Origin of the sequence: Runella salmonicolor, from assembly GCF_024158025.1 — a bacterium.
Taxonomy (GTDB): domain Bacteria; phylum Bacteroidota; class Bacteroidia; order Cytophagales; family Spirosomataceae; genus Runella; species Runella salmonicolor.
This window is the reverse complement of record NZ_JAMZEL010000001.1, coordinates 661,206-685,701: the sequence shown is the minus strand read 5'-3', so window position 1 is coordinate 685,701 and position 24,496 is coordinate 661,206. Positions and strand designations below refer to the sequence as shown.

Annotated in this window: 17 protein-coding genes; 9 read left to right on the top strand and 8 right to left on the bottom strand. The window is 46.6% G+C overall.

All coding sequences use genetic code 11. The annotated features are described in order from the left end of the window. The first annotated feature begins 59 nt into the window (after positions 1-59). Together NCI00_RS02880 and NCI00_RS02875 are read left to right on the top strand one after the other, a co-directional pair. Complete coding sequence (locus NCI00_RS02880) at positions 60-3,125, top strand: serine hydrolase domain-containing protein (RefSeq protein ID WP_253524838.1); 3,066 nt, start codon at positions 60-62, stop codon at positions 3,123-3,125. Between the two features lie 168 nt (positions 3,126-3,293). Next, positions 3,294-5,246, top strand: coding sequence for an adenylate/guanylate cyclase domain-containing protein (locus NCI00_RS02875; RefSeq protein WP_253524836.1), 1,953 nt, complete (start codon positions 3,294-3,296; stop codon positions 5,244-5,246). A 42-nt stretch (positions 5,247-5,288) separates the two neighbouring features. Here NCI00_RS02875 and NCI00_RS02870 read toward each other — a convergent pair whose 3' ends face one another. Next, positions 5,289-5,744, bottom strand: coding sequence for a hypothetical protein (locus NCI00_RS02870; protein WP_253524834.1), 456 nt, complete (start codon positions 5,742-5,744; stop codon positions 5,289-5,291). Between the two features lie 109 nt (positions 5,745-5,853). On the opposite strand from NCI00_RS02870, the gene NCI00_RS02865 reads away from it, so the two are divergent. From NCI00_RS02865 to NCI00_RS02855, 3 genes are all read left to right on the top strand, one after another. Then, positions 5,854-6,798: a helix-turn-helix transcriptional regulator gene (locus NCI00_RS02865; protein ID WP_253524830.1), complete on the top strand. Its 945-nt coding sequence runs from the start codon at positions 5,854-5,856 to the stop codon at positions 6,796-6,798. 93 nt (positions 6,799-6,891) lie between these two features. Then, positions 6,892-7,320, top strand: coding sequence for a VOC family protein (locus NCI00_RS02860; protein ID WP_253524827.1), 429 nt, complete (start codon positions 6,892-6,894; stop codon positions 7,318-7,320). Positions 7,321-7,338: 18 nt separating this feature from the next. After that, positions 7,339-7,791 (top strand): GyrI-like domain-containing protein, encoded by a 453-nt coding sequence (locus NCI00_RS02855; RefSeq protein ID WP_253524823.1) that lies wholly within the window; start codon positions 7,339-7,341, stop codon positions 7,789-7,791. A gap of 117 nt (positions 7,792-7,908) precedes the next feature. Here the strand turns inward: NCI00_RS02855 and NCI00_RS02850 are convergent, their stop codons facing one another. Continuing rightward, positions 7,909-8,748 carry a cupin-like domain-containing protein gene (locus NCI00_RS02850; RefSeq protein WP_166559664.1) on the bottom strand — a complete coding sequence of 280 codons (840 nt, stop codon included), beginning with the start codon at positions 8,746-8,748 and terminating at the stop codon, positions 7,909-7,911. A 384-nt stretch (positions 8,749-9,132) separates the two neighbouring features. Here NCI00_RS02850 and NCI00_RS02845 point away from each other — a divergent pair, with 384 nt between their 5' ends. From NCI00_RS02845 to hemL, 3 genes are all read left to right on the top strand, one after another. Beyond that, a complete protein-coding gene (locus NCI00_RS02845) occupies positions 9,133-10,881 on the top strand; it encodes a phospho-sugar mutase (protein ID WP_114069143.1) in 1,749 nt (582 codons plus the stop codon). Between the two features lie 260 nt (positions 10,882-11,141). Then, entirely contained in the window at positions 11,142-12,827 is a 1,686-nt protein-coding gene (locus NCI00_RS02840) for an ABC transporter substrate-binding protein (RefSeq protein WP_253524820.1), read from the top strand. Positions 12,828-12,868: 41 nt separating this feature from the next. After that, positions 12,869-14,158, top strand: coding sequence for a glutamate-1-semialdehyde 2,1-aminomutase (gene hemL, locus NCI00_RS02835; protein ID WP_253524817.1), 1,290 nt, complete (start codon positions 12,869-12,871; stop codon positions 14,156-14,158). Between the two features lie 7 nt (positions 14,159-14,165). Here the strand turns inward: hemL and NCI00_RS02830 are convergent, their stop codons facing one another. The 4 genes from NCI00_RS02830 to NCI00_RS02815 all read right to left on the bottom strand — a co-directional run bounded on the left by NCI00_RS02830 (position 14,166) and on the right by NCI00_RS02815 (position 17,586). Then, the gene (locus tag NCI00_RS02830; protein ID WP_253524814.1) at positions 14,166-14,564 is read right to left on the bottom strand and encodes a type II toxin-antitoxin system VapC family toxin; all 399 of its coding nucleotides are present in this window, start codon (positions 14,562-14,564) and stop codon (positions 14,166-14,168) included. After that, positions 14,561-14,797 (bottom strand): type II toxin-antitoxin system Phd/YefM family antitoxin, encoded by a 237-nt coding sequence (locus NCI00_RS02825; RefSeq protein WP_253524813.1) that lies wholly within the window; start codon positions 14,795-14,797, stop codon positions 14,561-14,563. Before NCI00_RS02825 ends, NCI00_RS02830 begins: the two co-directional genes overlap by 4 nt. A 184-nt stretch (positions 14,798-14,981) precedes the next feature. Next, positions 14,982-15,431, bottom strand: a complete 450-nt coding sequence (locus NCI00_RS02820) for a DMT family transporter (protein ID WP_114069148.1) — start codon at positions 15,429-15,431, stop codon at positions 14,982-14,984. A 220-nt stretch (positions 15,432-15,651) separates the two neighbouring features. Continuing rightward, a complete protein-coding gene (locus tag NCI00_RS02815; protein ID WP_253524811.1) occupies positions 15,652-17,586 on the bottom strand; it encodes a heparinase II/III domain-containing protein in 1,935 nt (644 codons plus the stop codon). Positions 17,587-17,903: 317 nt separating this feature from the next. Here NCI00_RS02815 and NCI00_RS02810 point away from each other — a divergent pair, with 317 nt between their 5' ends. Continuing rightward, positions 17,904-21,308 (top strand): DUF7133 domain-containing protein, encoded by a 3,405-nt coding sequence (locus NCI00_RS02810; RefSeq protein ID WP_253524809.1) that lies wholly within the window; start codon positions 17,904-17,906, stop codon positions 21,306-21,308. A gap of 84 nt (positions 21,309-21,392) precedes the next feature. Here NCI00_RS02810 and NCI00_RS02805 read toward each other — a convergent pair whose 3' ends face one another. Next, the gene (locus tag NCI00_RS02805; protein WP_253524807.1) at positions 21,393-21,797 is read right to left on the bottom strand and encodes a GxxExxY protein; all 405 of its coding nucleotides are present in this window, start codon (positions 21,795-21,797) and stop codon (positions 21,393-21,395) included. A gap of 86 nt (positions 21,798-21,883) precedes the next feature. Further along, entirely contained in the window at positions 21,884-24,451 is a 2,568-nt protein-coding gene (locus tag NCI00_RS02800) for a LamG-like jellyroll fold domain-containing protein (protein WP_253524804.1), read from the bottom strand. Positions 24,452-24,496: the final 45 nt, after the last annotated feature.

The following is a 24,496-nucleotide window of genomic DNA, read 5'->3' as shown; positions in this document are numbered from 1 at the left end:
ACCTTTTTTCAACCTTTGACTATCAATAACCATCAACACCGGCATTATCGCTGATTTACATGAAAAAGCCTCTGTTTCTATTTCTCTTTTCCTTTTTTTGCCTTGCAACTTCCTCTTTTGCTCAAACTACACCGCCTTTTTTGCAAAACCCCAACCAGCGCTGGGTAGATTCGGTCTTTAACAGCCTGACGCCCGACGAGCGCATTGCGCAGCTTATTATGGTGGCGGCCCACGGGTATCCGATGAACCCCAAACGAGTCATCATTGACACGACTTTCTCCAACCCGCGCGTGGTGGCGCAGTACATTCGTGACTACAAAGTGGGGGGCGTGATTTTCTTTCAGGGTGGCCCCGTGCAACAAGCGCAACTGACCAATTATTACCAGTCCATTTCCAAAGTACCGCTTTTGGTAGCGATGGACTCCGAATGGGGCTTGGCCATGCGCCTAGACAGTGCGGTGCGCTTCCCGTACCAGATGACGATGGGGGCGATTCAGGGCAATGACGATTTGATTTATAGAATGGGCAAAGCGCTGGCGGCGCAAAAGAAACGTCTGGGCGTCCATATCAATTTTGCCCCTTCGGTCGACGTCAACAACAACGCTAATAACCCCGTCATTAACTTTCGGTCGTTTGGTGAAAATCCCCAAAAAGTATTCGAAAAATCGTACGCGTACATGAAAGGAATGCAGGACGGAGGAATTTTGAGTTCGCTCAAACACTTCCCCGGTCATGGAGATACGGGTGTGGATTCGCATTATGATTTGCCCGTTATTCCGCACAATCGCGCCCGATTAGACTCCGTAGAATTATACCCTTTTCGTAAACTCATCGAGAAAGGTGCCGACGGCATCATGATGGCGCACTTGGCGATACCAGTATTGGATACTGCCAAAAATGTGCCTTCTACGCTCTCAAAACCCATCGTAACGGGTTTGCTTAAAGACCAACTGCACTTCAACGGCCTCATTTATTCGGATGCGATGAACATGAAGGGCCTGACCAAATATTTCCCCAACGGAACAGGCGACGCCAAAGGATTGGAAGCAGGTATGGATGTGCTGGAATTTAGCCCCAATGTACCCGCCGCCATTGCCGAAATCAAAAAATCCATTGCCGAAGGACGCATCAGTCAGGCCGAAATAGACGCGCGGGTCAAGAAAGTTTTGGCCGCCAAAGCCTGGGTTGGATTGGCTCAATTCAAACCCATTGAAACCAAAAATCTGATTGCCGATATTAACGACAAAGAATCTGAATTGCTCAATCGCCTGCTCACCGAAAATGCGCTGACGGTTCTGAAAAATGAGGGTTATGTTTTACCCATCAAGCATTTAGATAAAATAACGATTGCTTCCGTTTCCTTAACGGACGCGCCAGCGGCCACGGCGGCCACCAAAGATGGAGTTGTAGCCCTCGGTACTCGTAATGAAACAGCCTCAACGGGCGACCTGACTACGTTCCAAAAAACACTTTCTTTATATACCAACATAGACCATTTTATCATTCATCCCCAAACGCCCGACAGCGTGCAATCACGTATTCGGTCGGCGCTGAAAAGCTACGATGTGGTGCTGGTAGGGGCGCACCTCAACAACATTCGTCCGGGAACAAATTATGGGATTACGCCCACCACAGCAGCTTGGGTAAAAGAGTTGGCCAACAACGGTAATTCAATCATAACGGTTTTTGGAAATGCGTATTCGCTCAATAAATTGGAGGATATTTCAAATGCCAAAGCCTTGGTGATGGCCTACCAATTGACGCCGTTTACCGAAGAGTTGTCGGCGCAATTGTTATTCGGAGCCATTCCTGCCAAAGGCAAACTCCCCGTGACGGTCAATGCGCAGTTTGGCTACGGCGCGGGTTTGGACATTCCTGCCATCGGTCGCCTCAAATACACCATTCCAGAAGAAGTGGGGCTAAATAGCCAATGGCTTTCGTTCAAGATTGACTCACTGGCCAACAACGCCATTGCCCAAAAAGCAACGCCGAGTATCGTGGTTCAGCTGGCCAAAGACGGAAAGGTATTTTATCGCAAAGCCTACGGCACTCATGTGTATCCAACTCCGCTGAAGATGGTAAATGTGCCGCCGCGCCCCGTTCAGTTGACGGATTTGTACGATTTTGCGTCGGTAACCAAGATTGCCGGCTCGACCATGGCCTTGGCACGATTGCACAGCGAAGGCAAATTCAATCTGGACGGAACGATGAAGGATTATTTGCCCAGTTATGACAAATCAAACAAAGCCGATTTGGTCTGGCGGCAAGTGCTGACGCACCAGGCGCGCTTGAAAGCGTGGATTCCGTTCTGGCGTGATACCAAAAATGCCGACGGTACTTGGAAGAAAAAGACCTTTAGCTGGGGCAAAACCGCCCATGGGCCGTACACGGTTCAGGTGACGGATAGCCTTTGGTTGCACAAAAAATACCAAAAGAAGATTTTTGATGCCATTCGCGAATCGCCGCTTAACGAGAAAAAGGAATACATTTATTCGGACTTATCTTTCATTCTGTACCCGCAGGTGGTGCAAAACATCACGGGTGTGCCGTTTGAAGATTATTTAAAAACCAACGTATACCGTAAAATAGGCGCTAATTCGCTGACCTTCAATCCGCGACGCTTTTATGATTTAAGCAAAATTGTGCCCAGTGAGCGGGATACTTTTTACCGCGAAACGCTCATCCACGGGCGCGTACACGACGAAGGCGCCAGCATGTTGGGCGGGCTCAGCGGTCACGCGGGGCTTTTTGGTAATGCGAACGACCTCATGAAAGTAACGCAACTGTACCTCCAAAAAGGCAGCTACGGCGGTGAGTCGTTTATTTCCGAAAACACCATGAACGAGTTTACGAGTTATCAATTCCCCGAGTCGCGTCGCGGCATAGGCTTTGATAAACCCTGCCGGGGAAGAGATTGCGGTAACGCCCCCAAAAGCGCCACGTCGATGAGCTACGGTCATACGGGTTATACGGGTATTATGATTTGGAACGACCCCGCCTATAACCTCAACTACGTCTTTTTGTCCAACCGCGTATACCCCACGCGCGACAACAACAAAATCTCCACCCTCAACGTCCGTACGGCCATTATGCAGGTGGTGTATGAGGGGTTGGGGCTAAAGTAAGGTTTCTATATGCAGACTTTCCAAGACTCAAAGTCTTGGAAAGTCTAATGGCATGGCCTGTCAAAATCTCCACCCTCAACGTCTGCACGGCCATTATTCAGGAGGTGTATGAAGGGTTGGGAGTGAAGTAAAACAAAGACACCAGACAAATTGAAACCCACTAAACGCGTGAAAAACCCTTGGATGTATTTATTGTTGTTTTGCTTTCTGCTGGTGAAGGTAAAACTGCACGCCCAAAACATACAGAAGATTGCCACTTCCCCAAATCCATCAACCGCTGATAGCCTTTTCAAACTTGCTGAAAAATATGACAGTGTGGGCGACTCAAAACGAGCCCTGCCATTGTTTGAAAGCAGCTTATCTATTTACCAAAAACTGGGAAAGCAACGGGAAGTTGGTCATTGTTTTAACTATATCGGGGCAAGTTATTACCGCCAAGGCAACCTTTCTAAAGCCCTTTCTTATTTTGAAAAAGGCGTAGTTGCCTATAAAAAGGCGGGATATAAAAAAGGGGTGGCTGCTTTATTAAACAACGTAGGTGTGATTTATTACAGCATGGGCAATTATCCACAGGCGGTAGAGCTGTATAAACAGACCATTTTTATGCAAGAAAAAATTGGGAATAAAAATACGACTGCTACCATTACAGGAAACATTGGAGGTATTTACTCAAAAATAAAAGATTACCCCAATGCCCTGAAATACCTCAACAAAGCAGATGCCCTTTTCAAAGAGTCAAACGACAAACGAGGAGTTGCCAAAATACTGATGGAGGTGGGTTATATCTCTATGGAGCAAGGCAATTTTGACAAAGCCTTGAAAGAGTTTGATGAATCACTGACCATTGCTCAAAAAGCGAAAGAAAAAGAGGTAGAAATAGAAGTGCTGTCAAACTTGGGAGAGTTGTTTTACCGAAAATCAGATTTTCAAAAAGCGTTGTTCTATTACAACAGCTGTCTAAAAGAAGCCGAAGAAATTGGCAAATTACAGTATAGAAGTAGCTGTAGCATTGCCATTGGCAATATATTCTATCAACTAAAAAAATACAATGAAGCCGTTGGAAAATGCAGCGCGGGGCTAACAATAGCCGAAAAAATGGGTGCGATTTCTATCAAAAAAGATGCCTGCGAATGTCTTTATCATGCTTATAAATCTCTGAATAACACATCGTTGGCGTTGCTGTATTATGAAAAAGTAAATGCTTTTGAAGATAGTTTGAACACAAAAGAAGCCTCCAGTCGAATGATGAACATGGAGTTTCAAAAGCAACAGTTGGTGGACAGCATCGCCTTCGTCAAAAAACAAAGCGCCGCCCAACTCAGACACCAAGCCGAAATACAGGCCAAAGAAAAGCAGCGAAATATCATCATCGCCTCGTTGGGAATGGTGCTGCTGATAGCAGGCGGTTTGTGGTATCGACTGAATTTTGTGAGAAAAGCTAAAGAAACCCTCAAAATCGAAAAAGACCGTTCAGAAGCCTTACTTTTAAATATCCTGCCCCAAGAAATCGCCGAAGAACTCAAACTAACGGGCAGCGTCAAAGCCAAAGATTTTGGAATGGTTTCCATTCTTTTTACCGATTTTCAATCCTTCACCCAAACCGCCCAAACCATGTCACCGCAGCGATTGGTCGAAGAAATCAATGTCTGCTTCGAGGCGTTTGACAGGATTTCAGAAAAATACCAAATCGAAAAAATCAAGACCATCGGCGATGCCTACATGGCCGCAGGAGGCATGGCCAATGCCGACGAAAACTCCCCCCAAAATGTGGTATTGGCAGCGCTGGAAATGCAGGCGTTTATTGCCCAAAGGGCCATCGAAAACCAACTAGCCCCAAAGCCTCACTTTGAAATGCGGCTGGGTATCCACGCTGGTCCCATCGTGGCGGGGGTTGTAGGCGTAAAAAAGTTTCAGTACGACATCTGGGGCGATACCGTCAATACCGCCAGCCGTATGGAAAGCAACGGAAGCGTGGGCAAAGTAAACATCAGCGAGGCATTCTACGAATTGATAAAAGACGACCCACTTTTCTCCTTTGAATACCGAGGAAACATCAGCGCAAAAGGAAAAGGTGAAATCAAGATGTACTTTGTGGAGAAGAACGCTTCAATGCAAATGTAGGAATTGTCTAACGTTGCTTTTGTGCTTAAATCGTGGCTTGTTTTAGAGCGGCTTAAACTTCAGCGTCAGCTTGGTGACCCGTGGTGGGTCATACACGCTGCTGCGGGTTTCCATTTCAAAACCATCTTCATACACGTTGCGCGGGTAGATATTCCAGCCGCCCGTTTTGGTGCTCGTATCCCGCAGGGCAATGACGTTTTGCTTGGTATAGGCTTCCCACTGAAACTTTTTGGTGTCGGCGGCCCCTTTAAAATGGCCCTCAAAACTGCCGTCGGGCAAAAACCGCACCCAATCCATGTAGGTATCAAATTCTACCCCGCTGATGTGCGGTACGCTTTTGCCGTCCTTAAAGATGGGGGCTTCGTCCATCAATATCTCCTGAATTTCCCATTTCGGTACGCTCGTGAGGCGGGTTTGGGCCTCCTGTACGTTGTCGGCGGGGCGGTGGCAAGCCATGAATAAAATCAGAAAAAGGAACGAAAAAAGGCGTGAAGTCATGGTTTTTTATGAATTTTGAAAATCATACTCAATACTATAACGGAATCGGCAGTTTGCAAAATGTTACCGCAAATTCTGCCCGTCATTTCGTCAAACAGCCTTTCCTCTTATGAACCGTATCGACCGACTTACCGCCATTTTAATTCAGTTACAATCCAAACGCGTCGTAAAAGCGCAGGAAATTGCCGACCGTTTCGGAATGAGTTTACGCACCGTCTACCGCGACATCCGGGCCTTGGAAGAAGCCGGCGTACCCATTGGGGCTGAGGCGGGCGTGGGCTATTTTTTGGAAGACTACCACCTGCCGCCCGTTATGTTTACCAACGAAGAAGCCAGTGCGCTGCTGTTTGGGGCCAAATTGATTGGAAAAATGGCCGACGAGTCGCTGCGCGAAGGGTTTGATTCGGCGTTTTACAAAATCAAATCCGTGCTGAAACGCAACGAAAAAGAACACTTAGAAGACCTCGAATCGCGGGTGGAGGTGCTGGCACGGCAGCGCGCGGAGCCTTTTTCGGTGAATTCCCTCAATGTGATTCAACAGGCTATTGTGCGGCAGCAGGTACTGGGGATTGATTACGTTACCAATTTTCATAGCCACAGTACGCAGCGTGAAATTGAACCCATCGGTTTGGTGCATTATAGTTCTCACTGGCATTTGATTGCGTATTGTCGGCTGCGGGGCGATTACCGTGATTTTAGGGTCGACCGGATTCAGAACTTGACCAATACAGAGGTGTTTTTTCCGAAACAAAACTTACTTACCCTGCAAGCCTACCTTGACCGCCTGCGCGTAGAGGAGCAGCTCGAAGAAGTGACCATTTGGGTGCACAAAGGAGCGGCGATGTTTATGCAGGAGCAACGCTATACGTGGGGGTTCCTGTCGGAAGAAGTACACGACAAATACGTCAAAATGACGTTTATGACGCAATTTTTTGAAGGAATGGGCCGTTGGCTGCTGACGTTTGGTAAGCACGTTAGCGTAGAAAGCCCCCTAAAAATGAAAGACATGATGCACACCTTGGCCCTCGAAATTCAGGAGCATTATCTTTCCTAAAACCCTACTGACATACCGTTGTCACTAACGGGTTGTACCTTTGTTGAAGTTAAATAATCAGTCATTTTAATCAACTTTAAACAAAACACAACCATGGCAACAGTCAATCCGTATTTGAATTTTTTGGGAAACACAGAGGAGGCGTTTAACTTTTACAAATCAGTTTTTGGGGGAGAATTTGTCGGGCTTCAGCGTTTTAAAGACACCCCAGAGGCGGATAAATTATCAGCCGCCGATCAGGACAAAATCATGCATGTGGCTTTGCCGATTGGCAGCAATACGATTCTGATGGGAACCGACGCCCTCGAATCTATGGGTCATACGCTTACGCTGGGAAACAATCTGTCGTTGGCCATCGGGGCTGAAAGCAAAGAAGAAGCCGAAAAAATCTTTAACGGATTGGCCGAAGGTGGCGAAGTTGAAATGCCGCTTCAGGATACTTTCTGGGGAGCTTACTTCGGAATGACCGCCGATAAATTTGGCATCAAATGGATGGTTAACTTCGACTATCCGCAAAACTAAACAACCACCCATACAGCCATGAATATCAAAGAATCAAAACCGTACAATGCCCTGGTTTTTCGCGTCGAAACCACCCTGCCAGAATTATCAAACCACGTGGCTCACGTGGCCAAAAGCCTCTACCGCGAAGCGGCGCGCCTCGATTTGATGGTTACGGGGGCCATTCACTGGAATTATTATGGTATCGACGGACAGCCTGACACGAAGTTTCTGTTGGAAATAGCGCTTCCTATTCAAGAAAAAGAGGTGGTTTCGTCGGAGTTTGAGTGGCGGCGTATTGCGGGTTTTAAGTGTGTTTCTGCGGTGTTGGAAGGGCCTTGGGAGCAACTGCCCAAAACCTACGAAACCCTCATTCGTCAACTCCACGCCCAAGGACTTCACATGACCGATGAGTGCCGAGAAATGTACATCAATATGGATTTTGAAACGCCCGAAAACAACATCACCGAAGTGCAGGTGGGAGTTAGGTAAGGTTGAAAACGGAGCATTATTTGGTAAGCGTTAAGCGGAGTATCTGCTTAACGCTTACTTTTTTGTAAAATGATACCCCGTCCCAACTTTCCGAAAATGCCTTGGGTGGGGCTCATACTACGCCATGGCGCGTTCGGCGGCTTTTTCTTCTTTCCAATGTTTCCACCGGGGGCCAAGCAGCTTGTTCATGCCCTTGTCGACCACAAAATGCCGGACAATGTTTGACACGCCACGTAGACGGGTAAACACGCTGTCGTTGGCGCGAAGAGCGATGGAAAAACCGCCGTCTACGTACTGGATAAAGTGCCAAAAAGTAGAGGGGATAAAAATGGTCTCGCCGTGTTCGAGCACGGTATCCCAGCCCACCGCTTTTTTGAAGGCAGGGAATTTTTCATAATCAGGATGCAAAACATCTACGTGGCTCTGCACCGTAAAAGGATGTTGATACAAAAAACGGCTTTGGTCGGGAGCAAACAGCGTTACCCGTTTTCGGGTCTGAAACTGGGTCAAAAAAACCGAAGAGCAGTCGATGTCATAGTGCAATTTTACCACTGCGCCTTGTCCTCCAAAAAACATAAAAGGGTATTCTTTGACGAACCCCGGCATGATGGTCGGCATTCTGACATCGTCGACGAGTTCGGGGGCGTGTTGGAAAATGTTGTACAAAAACATCCGTAATTCGGTCGGCCCCGCTTGAATCAAATCCAAGTATTCGGCAAAAGGCATGTGAACTTTGGGACTCATGTAGCCTTTGCCAGCATCGTGGAAGTCATTGCCGAAAAGTGGGACTTTTAAGTGTCCGTAATTTTGTTTTAAATACTCAAATGTCCACTTTTGGGTAGCGGGCCAATCCGCCGCAAGATCCCGAAAAACGACGGGACGGGCGGGCAAAAGGTATTGTTCTCTGAACTCCTCGGGCGTAAGTCCCGAGCGTTTGTCAATCGGCTGTAACTGCATTGTTATTGATGGCTATTAAGTAAGTAAAACGATTTTCTAACGTATTGAGTATTCAACAAGTCATACCAACGGTATCACTAAACGTTACTGCTTTTATAGACAGTTTAGGCCGTGTATTCACTTTCTACAAACGATTTTTTTTTCAAATTTGTGCCGTCAATCGGGATAGAATTGAGAAAAAAAATGGGAATAATTGTAGATTTATATCCGAAAAAGAAGAAATAATAATGGGCCCCTTGCAGGATAAAAGGAGTAAAAAGTTATTCTAACAACATAAAATTGGCGTTAAATAAAACATAAAGTTGCAAGATTCGGATGAGTCGTTAAATTTGGGGACGTTTCTGCTTTTTTATCTAAAACTGTAACTCCAAAACTCAAAACATTATGCTCGAAGCTGCTGTACAAACCAAAGTAGACCTATGGCTTAGCGGTAATTATGATGCCGATACCAAGGCTGATATTCAGCAACTGGTTGATAAACAAAATTTTACTGAACTTACTGACTCATTTTATAAAGACTTGGAGTTTGGCACGGGCGGTCTGCGCGGATTGATTGGCATTGGCTCCAACCGCATGAATCAATACACCGTAGGAGCAGCAACGCAGGGATTAGCCAATTATTTGAATAAAACCTTTGCGGGACAAAAAATCAGCGTAGCCATTGCCCACGATTGCCGCATCAAATCGGATGTATTTGCGCAGGTAACGGCCAATGTTTTTTCGTCCAATGGCATCGATGTTTATCTTTTCAAAGGACTGCGCCCCACGCCAGAATTGAGTTTTGCGGCACGTCTGCTGGGCTGTAAAAGTGGAGTGGTGATTACGGCTTCTCACAATCCTAAAGAATACAACGGCTACAAAGCTTACTGGGACGATGGCTCTCAGGTGGTGGCACCGCACGATAAAAATATCATTGATGAAGTAAACGCTATTCAGTCCATTGATGATATTAAATTTGGGGGAGATGCTTCCAAGATTCATCTCATTGGCGAAGAAGTGGATGAAAAATACATTGCTCAAATCCTTTCACTTTCGATTTCAAAAGAAGCCATCAAGCGTCAAAAAGACCTCAAGATTGTCTTTACGCCGATTCACGGAACGGGTGTGACGCTGGTGCCGCAGCTGCTCGCCAAAATGGGTTTTGAAAACGTGACCGTTATTGCCGAGCAGGCCGAACCGCAGGGAAATGGATACTTCCCAACGGTGGTGTACCCCAATCCTGAAGAAGCAGAAGCGATGTCGATGGCCGTAAATCGCGCCAAAGAAATCGACGCTGACCTCGTAATGGGCACCGACCCCGATGCCGACCGCGTAGGTATTGCCGTCAAGAACCACCACGGAGAAATCCAATTGTTGAACGGAAACCAAACGGCTACTTTGCTTATCTATTACCTCTTGCAAGCATGGAAAGAAGCGGGTAAGTTGACGGGCAAAGAGTTTGTTTGTAAAACCATCGTAACGACCGACCTCATCGATAAAATGGCGGCGGGATACGATGTCAACTGCTACAATACCCTGACTGGATTTAAGTATATTGCGCAGGTAATCAGAGAGTTGGAAGGGCAGCAGCAGTTTATCGGTGGCGGTGAAGAAAGCTACGGGTACCTCATCGGCGATGCCGTTCGCGACAAAGATGCCATTGCAAGTTGCGCCATGATTGCCGAGTTGACGGCCTACGCCAAAGACAAAGGACTGAGCCTTTTTGATTTGTTGATGGAGGTCTATAAGCAGTTTGGTTTTTATTATGAAGGCCTGATTTCATTGACGAAAAAAGGCAAAACAGGCGCCGAAGAAATCCAGCAAATGATGGCCGATTTTCGGGCTAACCCGCCGCAGTCGATTGCGGGTTCCCCCGTTGTTCGGATTGATGATTATAAGTTTTTGAAACGTACCGAAAACGGTACCACGGTCGACATCCCGTCGGGAAGTATGGGGATTGAGTCTTCAAATGTACTGCAATTCTTTACGGCTGATGGTACCAAATTTACGTGCCGTCCTTCGGGTACTGAACCCAAAATCAAGTTTTACGTGGGCGTAGTTGCCAAGCTAGAACGCAACGAAGATTTTGATGCGGTGTACGAATCATTGAAACAAAAAGTGAAAAATATCGGCGAAGAACTTCACCTGAAATAGGGGAATTTGATATTTTTTTGAAAAAAGTTTGTAGAAATAAAACAAATTAACGTATATTCACGTTACGTTTGAAGTTCCGAAGATACTTCAGAACTTTTCATCATAGGTTAAGTGTGAGAAAAGCCATTCGCATATAGCGTGATGGCTTTTTTGTTTTACATCCTCTTCATTATTTTTACAGCTACTTGCCGTCCCAGCAGTAGACACGTTAAAATTGTTTTTAACTTTGACTTCCGGTTTTACCCACTAATGTTTTTCTAATGAGAAAATCCTTTTTGCTGATTTACCTCTTTCCTTTTTTTATGTATGCCCAGGGTGTTGACGCCACCTACGAGCGCGAATACAAGCGCGGCGTGGCGTTATACAAATCGGGCGATTTTGCCTCCGCCATGAGCGCACTTACCCCATTGACGGCCCGTAAATATACCCACGGCTTGGCGCCTTTTGCGCATTATTATTGGTCGTTGGCGGCCCTCAAAACCAATCGTTTGTCGGAAAGCCGCCAGATGCTGATGCAACTGCGGGAGCGTTTTCCTGATTGGAAAAAAATGGACGATGTACGCTACGTGCTGGCCGATGTGTCTTTTCAGGAAAAACAGTTTGGAGAGGCATTGGACTACCTAGCGGAAATTTCAACCCCTTCCGTCAAAAAAGAGGCTGAAAATCTAAAGCGTTTTTACGTTAATAAACTACAGGACATTGCCTACCTCAAGAGCCTGAACCGCCAACATCCTGCCGATAAGACGGTAGCGTTGGCGCTGATTGATATGATTCAGCGAACGTCCAATGAAAAATCGGATTTAGAGCTGTCGGACCAATTGACCAACCGCTTTGGGGTTGTCTCTTCCAAGCCCTCTTCGCCAGTTACTCCCGTCCGTCAAAGTAATAACAACCTTCAGAAAGGCTATTATAACGTGGCCGTGGCGCTGCCGTTTCGGCTTAAAGAATTCAGTCCCAACCAGCGGGTACGTAGTAATCAATTTGCGTATGATATGTATGAAGGGATGAAGCTGGCTAAGGCCAAATTACAGCAGGAGGGCATTTTGGTCAATCTATTTACGTACGATGTCAGCAACGACCCCGAAGAGATGGTCAATGTGGTCAACAATGCCAATTTTGCGCAAACCGACTTGTTGATTGGACCAGTTTACAATGAGCCTGCCAAGCTGGCCGCAGACTATGCCGAAAGCAACAACATATTTTATGTGCATCCAACGAGCCTAGCGACTGATATTTTGGTGAATCATGCCAATACGTTATTGTTGCAGCCCTCCTTTGAACGCCAGGCGCAACAAAGTTTTGATTTTATGCGCTCGCAGCCTTCGACCAACCGCAAACTGGCCATTTATTACGGAGCATCCCGGCGCGATTCTACCCTCGCGGCTTCCTATAAGGCCAAGGCCACGGAAGCGGGCTACCAAACCATTGATTTTCGCAAAACGCGCGAGAAACTCGACTCAAGTGCTACGATTACGGAAGTAAACAAACCGGGCCACGTGGTGGTTTTTAGTAGTACTGAAACGGATGGAAACAAGGTGATTAATATGCTGAACAAACGGCGAATCAACGTCCCGATTTTGGCGAGTTCATTGGCGTTTAACATGCAAAACGTTGTTTCTTCTACCTTAGCAGGACGAGAAGTTTATATAATTGATACTGAGTTTATTGATACCTCTAAGGCGCAGGTAAGAGATTTTCAGACAAACTATCTAGCCAAGCGAAATACGATTCCGTCGATATATGCCATGCAGGGGTACGATGCCCTTTTGTTTTTTGGCCGTTTGTTGCATAAGTACCGCAATCAACTGCGCAGCGGACTGGATACGCGGGTTTTTGAGGACGATTATCTGCTTTCAGGATTTAATTATAAGAGTTCAAACGACAACCAAGTTGTGCCTATTGTGAAAATGGACGATATGCGGTGGGTGTTGGCCAACGGGCAATAATAAATTTATATCATCTACATCTAATTAAGTAACAAAAACGAATGCAACGTACACAAAGTCAGGACCTTTTTGAAAAAGCAAAACAATATATTCCGGGAGGTGTAAACTCCCCCGTGAGAGCTTTTAGGGCCGTGGGTGGCTCGCCGGTTTTCATCAAGTGGGCCAAAGGTCCCTACATCTACGACGAAGACGGAAATCAATATTTAGAATTCATCAATTCATGGGGACCCATGATTTTGGGTCATGCCCACGAGCTGATTGAAAAGGCGGTTTCGGACGCCATTCAGAACTCCTTTTCTTTTGGTGCGCCTACGCGCAAAGAAGTTGAAATGGCCGAACTGATTGTAGGGATGGTGCCGTCGGTTGAAAAAGTCCGGATGGTCAATTCTGGGACCGAAGCCACCATGTCGGCGATTCGGGTGGCGCGTGGCTACACGGGGCGTGACAAAATCATTAAATTTGAAGGGTGTTACCACGGTCATGGCGATAGCTTTTTGATTTCGGCGGGCAGTGGTGCGGTGACGATGGGCGTTCCCGATAGTCCGGGCGTGACCAAAGGCGTAGCCAACGATACCTTGACGGCTCCGTTTAATGATTTGCCCGCGTTAGAGCAACTCATTGATGCCAACAAAGGTCAAATTGCCGCTTTGATTTTGGAGCCGGTTGTCGGAAATATGGGTTGTGTGTTGCCCAATGCAGGTTATTTAGAGGCCATTCGTTCGTTGTGTACCAAAGAAGGAATCGTGCTGATTTTTGACGAGGTGATGACGGGTTTTCGGTTGGCCAAAGGCGGCGCGCAGGAGCGCTTCGGCATTGTGCCCGACATGACTACGATGGGTAAAATCATCGGCGGAGGAATGCCCGTGGGGGCCTACGGTGGTAAGCGCGAAATCATGGATTGTGTTTCGCCCGCAGGGCCTGTGTATCAGGCAGGTACGCTTTCTGGGAACCCGATTGCAATGTCGGCGGGATTGGCGATGCTGCGTTATTTGGAAGCGCACCCCGAAGTATATACGCGCCTCGATGAAGTTGGAAACACCATTACCGCTGGGTTTAAAGCATCCCTTCAAAAACTAGGGCTGAACTTCACCATCAATCACATCGGGTCGATGTTTACGCTGTTTATGACCGACCAGCCCGTCACGGATTTTACCTCTGCCAAAGCGTCGGATTTGCCGATGTTCGGTCGCTATTTCCAAGCCATGCTTAAGCGGGGTATTTATTTGGCACCGTCGCAGTTTGAAAGCCTGTTTTTCTCGTATGCCTTGGAAGATGCGCACATTCAGCAGCTGATTGAGGCCAACGAAGAGGCCTTACGGGAGGTGATTTAAGGCGGTTTTACCAGATAACTTTTAACCCTTCACTCTCATATTTGTGTACATTTTCATCACAGCTTATGAGAGTGAAGTTATGTTGAATGGCTTGCCAAATAAGCATCTTATCAAAAGGATCACGATGGTAAGATGCTTTGAGACGATGATAAGTGCTGGTGGTTTCCGCGGTTAAAGGAATGACCTTAAATCCCGTAGCTATGGCAGCTGTCGGAAAATCTTCAGGCATATAGCCTTCCAATGTTAATTTGCCAATGGAATACTTTAATGAGATTTCCCAAAAACTAACAGCGCTTACCAAAATTTCATTCTCAGAATTAATAAGCACTTTTTTTGCGGTAGCAGACAACTTCTGTGGCTCTGTTATTGCCCAAATAAGCGTATGGGTATCAAGTAGATAACTCATACGCCCAAAAACTCTTCTTCGGTTATGCTGAAATCCTCCTGAAAGGTGACTTTTCCTTGGTTAGCCAAAATTCCTAAAGTACGTTTTGCAGGCTTACGCGCTGATTTTGGAACGAGATAAGCAATAATTTCCTTTTTTTTTCCAAAAGCAACGGCAATCTCTTCTCCGGCCTGCACTTCCTGGAGTACCTCAGAGAATCGCGTTTTTAAGTCTCCAACAGTCATTATTTTCATTTTACCTATTTTTATTCAAATGTAGATTTTTCTTGTCAACTTGTCAAGAAAAATCCACATTTGAACGCATCGACTAATTTATGCTTTTGCCTTTGAGTCAATGCTGTATTTGTCAATAGAATACGTGTGACGGGGGATTGTTTGAAACTGGAATCCAAGTAACATAATTCTAAAAAAACAGTCTCTAAAATTTCCGAATCACATACACTCCCGTACACAAAAGCACTACGCCTATCAATCGTTGCCAAGTGATGGGGTGGAGCGGGGCGCCGAGTAGCCCAAATTGGTCAATTACCATGGCGGCGATTACCTGCCCCATCAATACCAGAACGGTTACGTTTCCGATGCCTAGCTTCGGTGCAAGCCAAACAACGAGCAAGACGTAGGTGCCGCCCAAAAGGCCACCGATATAGCTCCACTTGGGAGGGGCGGCAAAATGCGTCATGTTGGGAACGGTTTGACGCGATAACACTATATAGGCAGATAGCCCAATGACGGCTACGATAAAGATGGTAAGCGCTGAAAAATAAGGGTTTTGAAGCCCTTTGCCCAAGGCCGAATTCATGGCACTTTGGAAAGGAATCAACACGCCCGCCGTAATGGCAAGCATAATGTACAGAATAGAGTTGTTCATTTTCACTTGTCTGAAAGTAACGTTTTTGCGATGACTTAAATGTAATAATAAATCAAAGGTAAAACTCAATAGCTTCCCTGAAAGATTTGATTAAAAGTAGGCTTTTAGGTTAATAAGCACGATTTAAAACGCCCATTTGCGGAAACACCCCTGTTGGTAGCCAATCAACAGGGGTGTTTCCGTAAAATAAGTGTACGTTTCGCGCTTCAACAATCGCTTCTTAATTCATTCCTATCGTAAATCCGTACTTTCCTTTTGGCGCCAATGATTTGTTGGTCAGTATGATACGCTGCACGGGGTGATTGTCCCATTTGGTTTTAAAACTCACGTATTCCATGCCGTCGGTAGAAGGTAAGTCGGTAGAAATGCTCCAAAGTTTGGGGTCATATTGCAGCGTAACGGTTTGGTTTTTCCACGTCTTGAATACGACTTTCCCAGGCGAGGTGATGTCGATGTCGCAAACGGTCATAAAGATTTGCTGCAACGAATTGGGCTTTTGATTGAGCGCGTAATCGTCGTTGATTTCTACGGTGTTTTTGGCGCGGTTCAACTTGACGGTACGGTTCCAAGCCGCAATGCCAGCGGCTTTGTCGTAGCTCGGCGCAATGTTCATACTCAACGATGATTCTTTGTCGTTGACGGTGCTTTTTACGTTGGTGGCTTCGTAGCTGCGGCCCGCGATTTGTCCTAAGCCGTTGATGATGGGTAGGTTATGGTATTGCGATTGCGTAAACCACAGTTCGTAGCGCTTAGATGAAAACGTGCGTGCCGTGTAATTTCCGCGCCCTGCGTCAATGATGACGGGTTCACCGTTGGCGTAAAGTAGAAAATCGCCCACGTCGTTGTGGTTGTGGCTTTCGGCATTATGGCCGCCGTGGGTTGCCATATAAAAACCGTTGTCGGCGCGGGTAGTCAGCACTTGAATGTCATTAAACCACGCGTTTCTTACGGGTTCGTAGCTGTTTTTGGCGGGCTCAATGTTCTTGAAAGTCAGTAGGTTCTGAATCTTGCGCATCCGGTGAAAGCCGTTGTTGGAAATGGCCGTTGGGTATTTCTCTACTGCCCATTTGCCAAACTGCTTCAATTGCGGGTCGTTGATTTTTTGCCCAAAACGGTACAGCATAACGCCGTCGGGTTTGAGTTTGGGGTCTGCGTCGGCGAAGTTGACGAAGTAATCGTTGGAAATATGGGTTTTGTACACGTACGAAGCCATTTTCTGAATCAACGGTTCATTGTAAATCGCCACTTTGTTTTTTGTGGCTTCGTCGAGCAATTCTAGGCAGTCAAACACGCAAGCCCCCGCCGCAAACCAATAACTCGGCCCTTCGTCGCAGCCGCCGTCTTCGCCCAGTCCGTTTAGGTACAAATCCAATCCCAGCATGGTGCTATGCAGCGATTCTGCCCGACGGGCTTCGTCTTTTTCGAGCAGCAGCGTGGCCGTCATCCAGTTGGACATAATCCACGGATTCCAGTTGTTGACCGCATTTTTTTTGCTCATCCAGCCATAACGGTCGGGGTTTTTGAGCATCGGAATAAAGAGCCGTTGGTTGGTTTCGTGGTAAATGCGCTTACGGATGAGCTTGTTGATTTTATCCAGTTTGTCACCCACAAAATAGTCGGTCAATGCCAAAACGGACGCGGTTTCGGCGGCAAAAAGATCGACGATGTTATCTTCTACATTGGGCAACCCTGTACCGCTAATGTGAGCGGGAACACCCCAAAAGCTTTCTTCACAGATAGACCAAACACCGTTGAGAATGGCTTCTGTAAAGCGACCCTTGTCTTCAATGCTTTCGGCCAACACCAAGTCAATCAAAGCGTTACGTTTGCTAAAAGAGATTTTACTGTGACGCTCGCGGTCGCCAGAGCGCACAAAATCGAGTGAAAGCGTGGCCGAGATGGGCTCAAATTTATAATCCAACAAGGCTTCTCCTGCCTTGAGGGTGCGCACAATGACGGAGTCGGGGAGGGCGGCTTTCCACTCGCTAACGGTTTTGGGATAAGGCTTGAATTGATTTTGCGGAATCAGGGATTGTTTGACCACTTCCAAGGAGTATTTATTCCCAAGAATGTTGCGTTGGGTGACTTGGGCGTAGCCTTGCATCAGCCCCCATTGGCTAAATAAAACAATCGTGAGGATAACAAGTTTTTTCATGTTGGGATAGAGGTTTGTGAATAATCTAATGCATTCATTCAATGTAAAGAAGGCAAAGGTGAGACCCTGATACTTGAATTTGGCGGGAAATAATGAGTTGACTATCCCCGACTGGGCGTCCCCGACTGGGCGTCCCCGACTAGGCGTCCCCTTTTCAAAAATTTGAAAAGTCTGCAAAAATGCCCTTGTGGTGTGATTCCTCTGGGGGTTAATCTAAAAAAAGAGTCCGCCATAAGTAAAAACCCGTAATTAGCCGTTTTACTTAATCTACAACTGTTTATTTTTGATTCTCTCTAACATATAACGTTCAATAACCCATGCATTTAAATAAACAGGCCAAGATTCAACTCTCGGCATCGCTCGGAGTCGCCTTTCTGGTGGTTTCGTGTATGAAAATGCCGCGCAGTAGCCAACCTGTGATGATCAAGGAAGACCCTGCAAAGGCGTTGGCCAACGCCCGGGAAATTCGCGAGAAAACGGCCATAAAACTGGCCGACGGGCTACAAATGAGCCTTTGGGCGTCTGATTCGCTCGCCCCTGACCCCGTGGCGATGTCTATCGACGATAAAGGGCGAGTGTACCTCAACCGTACCAATCGCCAAAAAAATTCCGAGTTTGATATTCGTGGGCACCGCGACTGGATGACCGAATCTATCGGTCTGCAAACGGTGGAAGACCGTCGGGCGTTTTTGCGGAAGACCTTCGCTCCTGAGCGCTCCGCCGAAAATTCGTGGCTGGCCGACCTTAACGGAGATGGCTCGCACGATTGGCGAGATTTGGCGGTGGAAAAAGACGAAATCTGGCGCTTGGAAGATACCAACAACGACGGAATCGCGGATGTTTCGCTCCGTATTTTGGAAGACTTTTACGAGGAAGTTACCGACGTAGCGGGTGGAATGTTGGTGCGAGCCAAGGATATGTTTGTAGGGATAGCCCCCGATTTGTGGCGGCTCGAAGACCGCAATGGCGATGGTATCATTGACAAAAAAACTTCGATTAGCCACGGCTACGGGGTCCACATCGGTTTTGGTGGCCACGGGATGTCGGGCGTTATTGAAGGGCCCGACGGTCGTATTTATTGGAACATCGGCGACATCGGAGCCAACATCACCGCTCCCGACGGAAAGAAACACGAGCATCCCAACTCGGGTATCATTGCGCGCTCCAACCCCGATGGCAGCGATTTTGAGATTTTTGCCCACGGCCTGCGCAACACCCACGAGTTTGTGTTTGACGAATACGGAAACCTGATTTCTTCTGACAACGACGGCGACCACCCTGGTGAAAGTGAGCGGTTGGTTCACGTCGTGGAAGGTTCCGATGCGGGCTGGCGTTCCAACTGGCAGTATGGTAAATACACCGATCCCAAAAACAATAAATACAAGGTGTGGATGGACGAAAAACTGTTTAAGCCCCGCTGGGACGGACAGGCGGCGTATATCATTCCGCCCATCATGAACTACCACAACGGCCCCACGGGCATGGTTTACAATCCGGGTACGGCTTTGGGCTCAGATTGGAAAAAGAAGTTTTTCTTGGTGGAGTTTGTGGGTACACCTACGCGCTCGCACATTTGGTCGTTTGGCCTCAAACCCAAAGGCGCGTCGTTTGAATTGGATGGTGAGAAAGACATTGTCAGCGGTATTCTGCCCACAGGTATTAAATTTGGCCCCGACGGAGCCTTGTACGTAGCCGACTGGATTAACGGCTGGGATACCAAGAATTACGGTCGCGTGTGGAAACTCGACGTAACCAAAGAAAAGAACGATTTGGCGGCGGTGCGTCAGGAAACAAAACGCCTGATTCAGTTGGATTATGCTTCGCAAAGTGAGGATATGCTGTATTCGCTATTGTCGAATGTGGACATGCGGATTCGTCAAAAAGCGCAGTTTGAATTGGTGAATCGGGGTGCAAAAGGAGTCCCGATGTTGACCAAAGCCATTGACCAAACTGAAAGTCAATTGGCACGGATTCACGGCATTTGGGGCGTGGGGCAATTGGCCCGCGTCAACAAAGCCAATGCGTCGATATTGTTGCCTTTGTTGAAAGACAAAGACCCCGAAATCATTACGCAGGCGGCCAAAATGCTCGGCGATGCCCGCATCGCTACGGCAGGCATTGAGCTGATTCCATTGCTCAAAAACACCAGCCCACGCGTTCGTTTTTATGCCGCTGAGGCGTTGGGGCGAATTGCCTACGCTGATGCCGTAACGCCCCTGATTGAGATGATTGCGGCCAACAACGACGAAGACGTGTATATCCGTCACGCGGGCGTGTTGGCGTTGTCGAGAATCGGGAAAGCAGAACCAATGGTCGCCTTGGCCAACAACCCAAGCAAAGCCCTGCGTACAGCGGCGGTATTGGTGCTGCGACGGATGAAAAATGATAACATCGCGTTGTTTCTCAACGACAAAGACGAATACATCGTGGCCGAAGCCGCGCGCGGTATCAACGACGACCTCTCGATTCCGGGGGCGCTGCCTACGCTGGCCGCTAAATTGCAAGACAAAAGCATTACGTCTGACGTGATTCTGCGCCGCGCCATCAACGCCGCCTTGCGCGTGGGTACCGACAAAGAATTGGATATGTTGGTGGCTTTTGCTACCCGCACCGACATCAAAGATGATGTAAAAGCGGAAGCCCTAGCCACTTTGGGTACGTGGGCGAATCCGTCGGTACTCGACCGCGTGGATGGTCGCTACCGGGGCAAAATCGAACGCGACCCCGCTGGCGTACGGACCAAAGTTACGCCGCATATCGCTAATTTTTTGAAAGAGAAAAATTCCGAATCGCTGATTGCGGTGGCAGGTTTGCTGGCCGATTTGAAGATTACGAGCGCCAACGCGCAATTGGCCGAACTTTATGACGCCACTACCGACCCCAAAGTGAAAGCCGCGATTTTGCCCGCGCTGAATCAGCTAAGCTACGCCCAAATGGATGCCCTCATCAAGAAAGGCATGGACGACAAAGACGAAAGCGTGCGTACCGTGGCGTTGGGATTGTTGGACAATAAAAACGTAACCAAAGAAAGCCTACCCGCCATCGTGAGTTCTATTTTTACCAAAGGCACGGTGCGTGAGCAGCAAAAAATGCTGGAAGTGTTGGGCAAAATGGAAGCCGACAAAACGCAGGTGATTTTGGGCGATTTGATTGACCAATTGGCCGCCAAAAAACTCTCGCCGAACCTATCTCTGGAATTGAAAGAAGCCGTGGATGCCTCAGGTGTAGCAACCTTAAAAACCAAAATGGCGTCGCTCAAACCCAATGCTTCGGCCTTGGATGAATACGCCGAAACGATGTATGGTGGCAATCGTTTTCAGGGTCGTAACATCTTCAACACCAACTCCACCGCTCAATGCGTGCGCTGCCATGCGGTGGGTGGTACGGGCGGTGCGGTAGGCCCCTCGCTGACCCACATTGGCGATGTGCTTACCCGTGAGCAGCTGTTGCAGGCGCTTGTGGAGCCAAGTGCTCGCATTGCGCCGGGCTACGGTTCGGTGTCGCTTACACTCAAAGATGGGCAGGTGGTAAACGGTACCTTGGCCAAAGAAACCGCCGAGGAGCTAACCATCAATACCTCCGACGCCGAGCCGTTGGTGATTCCCGTTGCGCGCATTACCAAACGTGAAAACATGCCGTCAGGTATGCCGCCGATGGGCTCGCTGCTCTCCAAAAGAGAGATTCGGGATGTGATTGAGTATTTGGCGAATTTGAAAAAGTAGGACGTTTTTATATCCGTGTTTCGTCAGAATCCGTGTCATCCGTGTTCCATTATTGTCGTTAAATGGGACACGGATGACACGGATTTATACGGATTTTTTCAGTTTTTTTTTGTCATTGTCGAATAGTTTGCGGCGGAGTTCTGGTTTTTTGCCGAAGTTTAGGAGGAGTCCTACTTCAATATTAGTGGCTCTTAGGTAGTTTACTAATTGATTTTCAAAGGCATCTACAATACCTTCGGCGGCTTTTAGCTCTAAAATTATTGTGTCGTTTACTATCAGGTCGGAGTAGTATTCGCCTACTTCATAGCCTTTAAAATGTACTTTTATTTGTTTCTGGGCTTCCACTTTGAAACCTCTGTTTTTCAGTTCTAAGTATAGAGCGTTTTGATATACTTTCTCCAAAAATCCAAAGCCCAATTCATTGTAAACGTCATAAAATACTTTGATAATTTGCTCCGTCAGTTCGTTATGTTTGGTGTCTTTCAGCATAAAAATAAAATTTTTAAAAATCCGTCTAAATCCGTGTCATCCGTGTTCCATTTTTTAGCACACGGATGAGACGGATTTAGACGGATTTAATTGCTGCACGCCACATTTGGGCCAATCCTTGCCTCAAAATACTTGCCTACGCCCCTTGCTTCAAAGCCCGGGTTCAGTGTTATCGAATTGGGCGCTTTGAAATCTATGGCACCGGCAGGAGCTAAGATTTTGGCGGTGGAAGTGATAGTCTGAATGGCACCGCCTGCGTAGGTGGGTGAGTCTATGGTACCCGTGATGCTGCTGTTATTGACCTGTGATGGCGTATTGCCCAAAAACTCATACGCTCCCATGTCTGCTGTGGCGTTGAAATTTCTTGGATTACGGTCTAAATCTAAGGGATTGATGCCTACATTATCTCCAGCACCGATGGCTTTGCTGCACCATTTTAGGCGATAATTTCCAGCATCACTCTTCACCGTATTTGCTACCGGACTTACAAACTGTGGATTGGTAGTACCCACCAAATTGCCATTGGCAGTGCTGGTTTCGCCTTGTATTAAGCTGTTGGTGAAAGTATTAGTTGTAGCCGCTTGCATGATATTTGAAATTCCACCATTAGCATTGTCTTTTATGATAGTGTTTTTAATTGTATTACTAAAAGGGGTAGTACTAGTGATGGTACTTGGGGTAATGGATATTCCATTTCTACCATTTGAAGCTATAGTGCAATTGATAATATTTAAATCCGAATAGAGATTTATAAAAGAAATTCCGTGTTGCCCATTATTAGCAATCAAGCAATTTTGATAATTTGAAGTCCTACCTTCATCGTCATATATTCCACTGCCACTGTTTCCTGTTATTATGCAATTTGCGACTATTATATTTGAAGTTCTAATATTTAAGCCTTCTTCATTATCTATTATTCTGCAATTACTTATTTTGCAGTTTACGGAGTTGCCATATATACCATCATAACGCCCCCCAATGACTTTAAATCCATCAAAAACAACGTCTTTGCCAATATTTACAACGAAATAAGAATTATCATTTCGATTTGAGGTAAAAACAAAAGGGGTGTCGTTGCTTCCTAAATCGCCTGAAAGGGTAGTTTCATTAGTGCTATGTATCAATGCCAAATTGCGTTCGTTGATACTTTTTTCAGTTCCCGCAAAACCACCGTAAATTTTCATCCCAGATAGGATATTGAAATTATCATTTTTATTGTTGGTGGTAGAAGATTTGTAAGCTGAGGTACCTTTGGCTACATAAATTTCAAAAAGATCGTTGCAGGTATTAGCTGTTAGAGCAGATCGTAGGGTATCATAGGCATTTGCCCAAGAGCTACCATTTTTGTTCCCAATATTAGGTGTATTATTCACATATTTCACCTGCCCCGTTACAAAATTGGAAGCATCACCTGTTTTAGCAAAGTTGTTTAATGTACCGTTATTGGCACTGTTTGAGGCTTCGTTTATTTGGCTAATGAGGGTATTTGTGCCATGCGGTACGCCATTGCTGAAATTATAGGCAGCTTGTAAATTGATAGCATTGGGGGTTTTGCAAAAGCGTTCGTCGGCTATTTGTGTGGCGGTTTTGGCAACATTCCAAATGCGTATTTCGTCTATTTCACCTTTGAAGTACCTCCCCTGAATACCCCTCACCCCAATGTATAAGGGTGAATTGTTAGTGGTAGTTGCATTCGTGTTATCAGTTACACTACCTTGCAAAATGCCATCTATATACAAACTCATGGTTTTAGGACTACCGGATGCTACTGTCATGGCTACATGATGCCATTGGCCATCATTTATTTTGGCAGTTGACATAATATTAGGGCCATTTGTGCCATCGTATCTGGCAATTTGTACTTTTCCGTTGTTAGCTCCTGCGGTTTGATTCAAATAACGCATAACAAACGGATAGCCACCGGTTCCATCCCATTTTTCAAGAAAGTCATTGTCTTGCTGCCCAATATCTGTTTGCGTAGCGTCAGGCTTTACCCAACAAGTTACGGTAAACTCTTGATTGGCGGCAAAGTTGCCAACATTATTTGGTATCGAAACATAATCATTAACCCCATCCAAATGGAGGGCTACGTTTTGGGGGGTGTTGTCGCCTGCTATAATTCCCGCAAGTGAAACTAAGGCGGCAGGGCTTGGAGTAGTTGGAAAAGCAGCGGTTATCGAAACAATGTATTCGTTTTCGTTGCCGGTAACATTAAACCCTACAAAAGCACCACTATTAAAGCCCCCCGTTTGTGTAGCAGAGTTTCCCAAATTTGTGGTGGCTGTTAGTTGTATGTCATCAAGCGTAACATTGATACCACCTGCATTAAGTGCGACGGGTTGGCAGGAAAATTTCCTTACATTATTTCCATTAAACTTTATAGAAATAGAGGTATTGGTGGTATTGGTAGAAATAGCGTTTAAGATATTTTTTATTCCACCCGTGGCAGATACCAAGTAGGTAAAATCATTTTGAGGCGAAGGTCCTGACACTACGTATGGATTGGTTTGCACGCCATTAAGGAAGGTTTGTTGCGTAAAAGAATAGCCCCCAATGCCATAGAAAGTGTTTCTCTGAGCAAAGTTGAAGGCCACAATCTGTGCCTGTGCTGCCCACGAGTAAGTGATGAGTAGGAAAAGGAATAGTTTTTTCATGGGGTTTTGTGTGAGATTTTACTACAATTTGGTGGTTTTTTGCAT

What these genes read in the sequence shown, in the direction of transcription:
- NCI00_RS02820 (WP_114069148.1), bottom strand. Translation starts at nt 15,431, where the DNA reads ATGAACAACTCTATTCTGTACATTATGCTTGCCATTACGGCGGGCGTG.
- NCI00_RS02825 (WP_253524813.1), bottom strand. Translation starts at nt 14,797, where the DNA reads ATGAAAATAATGACTGTTGGAGACTTAAAAACGCGATTCTCTGAGGTA.
- NCI00_RS02810 (WP_253524809.1), top strand. Translation starts at nt 17,904, where the DNA reads ATGCATTTAAATAAACAGGCCAAGATTCAACTCTCGGCATCGCTCGGA.
- NCI00_RS02860 (WP_253524827.1), top strand. Translation starts at nt 6,892, where the DNA reads ATGGCAACAGTCAATCCGTATTTGAATTTTTTGGGAAACACAGAGGAG.
- NCI00_RS02800 (WP_253524804.1), bottom strand. Translation starts at nt 24,451, where the DNA reads ATGAAAAAACTATTCCTTTTCCTACTCATCACTTACTCGTGGGCAGCA.
- NCI00_RS02870 (WP_253524834.1), bottom strand. Translation starts at nt 5,744, where the DNA reads ATGACTTCACGCCTTTTTTCGTTCCTTTTTCTGATTTTATTCATGGCT.
- hemL (WP_253524817.1), top strand. Translation starts at nt 12,869, where the DNA reads ATGCAACGTACACAAAGTCAGGACCTTTTTGAAAAAGCAAAACAATAT.
- NCI00_RS02850 (WP_166559664.1), bottom strand. Translation starts at nt 8,748, where the DNA reads ATGCAGTTACAGCCGATTGACAAACGCTCGGGACTTACGCCCGAGGAG.
- NCI00_RS02805 (WP_253524807.1), bottom strand. Translation starts at nt 21,797, where the DNA reads ATGCTGAAAGACACCAAACATAACGAACTGACGGAGCAAATTATCAAA.
- NCI00_RS02880 (WP_253524838.1), top strand. Translation starts at nt 60, where the DNA reads ATGAAAAAGCCTCTGTTTCTATTTCTCTTTTCCTTTTTTTGCCTTGCA.
- NCI00_RS02830 (WP_253524814.1), bottom strand. Translation starts at nt 14,564, where the DNA reads ATGAGTTATCTACTTGATACCCATACGCTTATTTGGGCAATAACAGAG.
- NCI00_RS02815 (WP_253524811.1), bottom strand. Translation starts at nt 17,586, where the DNA reads ATGAAAAAACTTGTTATCCTCACGATTGTTTTATTTAGCCAATGGGGG.
- NCI00_RS02840 (WP_253524820.1), top strand. Translation starts at nt 11,142, where the DNA reads ATGAGAAAATCCTTTTTGCTGATTTACCTCTTTCCTTTTTTTATGTAT.
- NCI00_RS02855 (WP_253524823.1), top strand. Translation starts at nt 7,339, where the DNA reads ATGAATATCAAAGAATCAAAACCGTACAATGCCCTGGTTTTTCGCGTC.
- NCI00_RS02865 (WP_253524830.1), top strand. Translation starts at nt 5,854, where the DNA reads ATGAACCGTATCGACCGACTTACCGCCATTTTAATTCAGTTACAATCC.
- NCI00_RS02845 (WP_114069143.1), top strand. Translation starts at nt 9,133, where the DNA reads ATGCTCGAAGCTGCTGTACAAACCAAAGTAGACCTATGGCTTAGCGGT.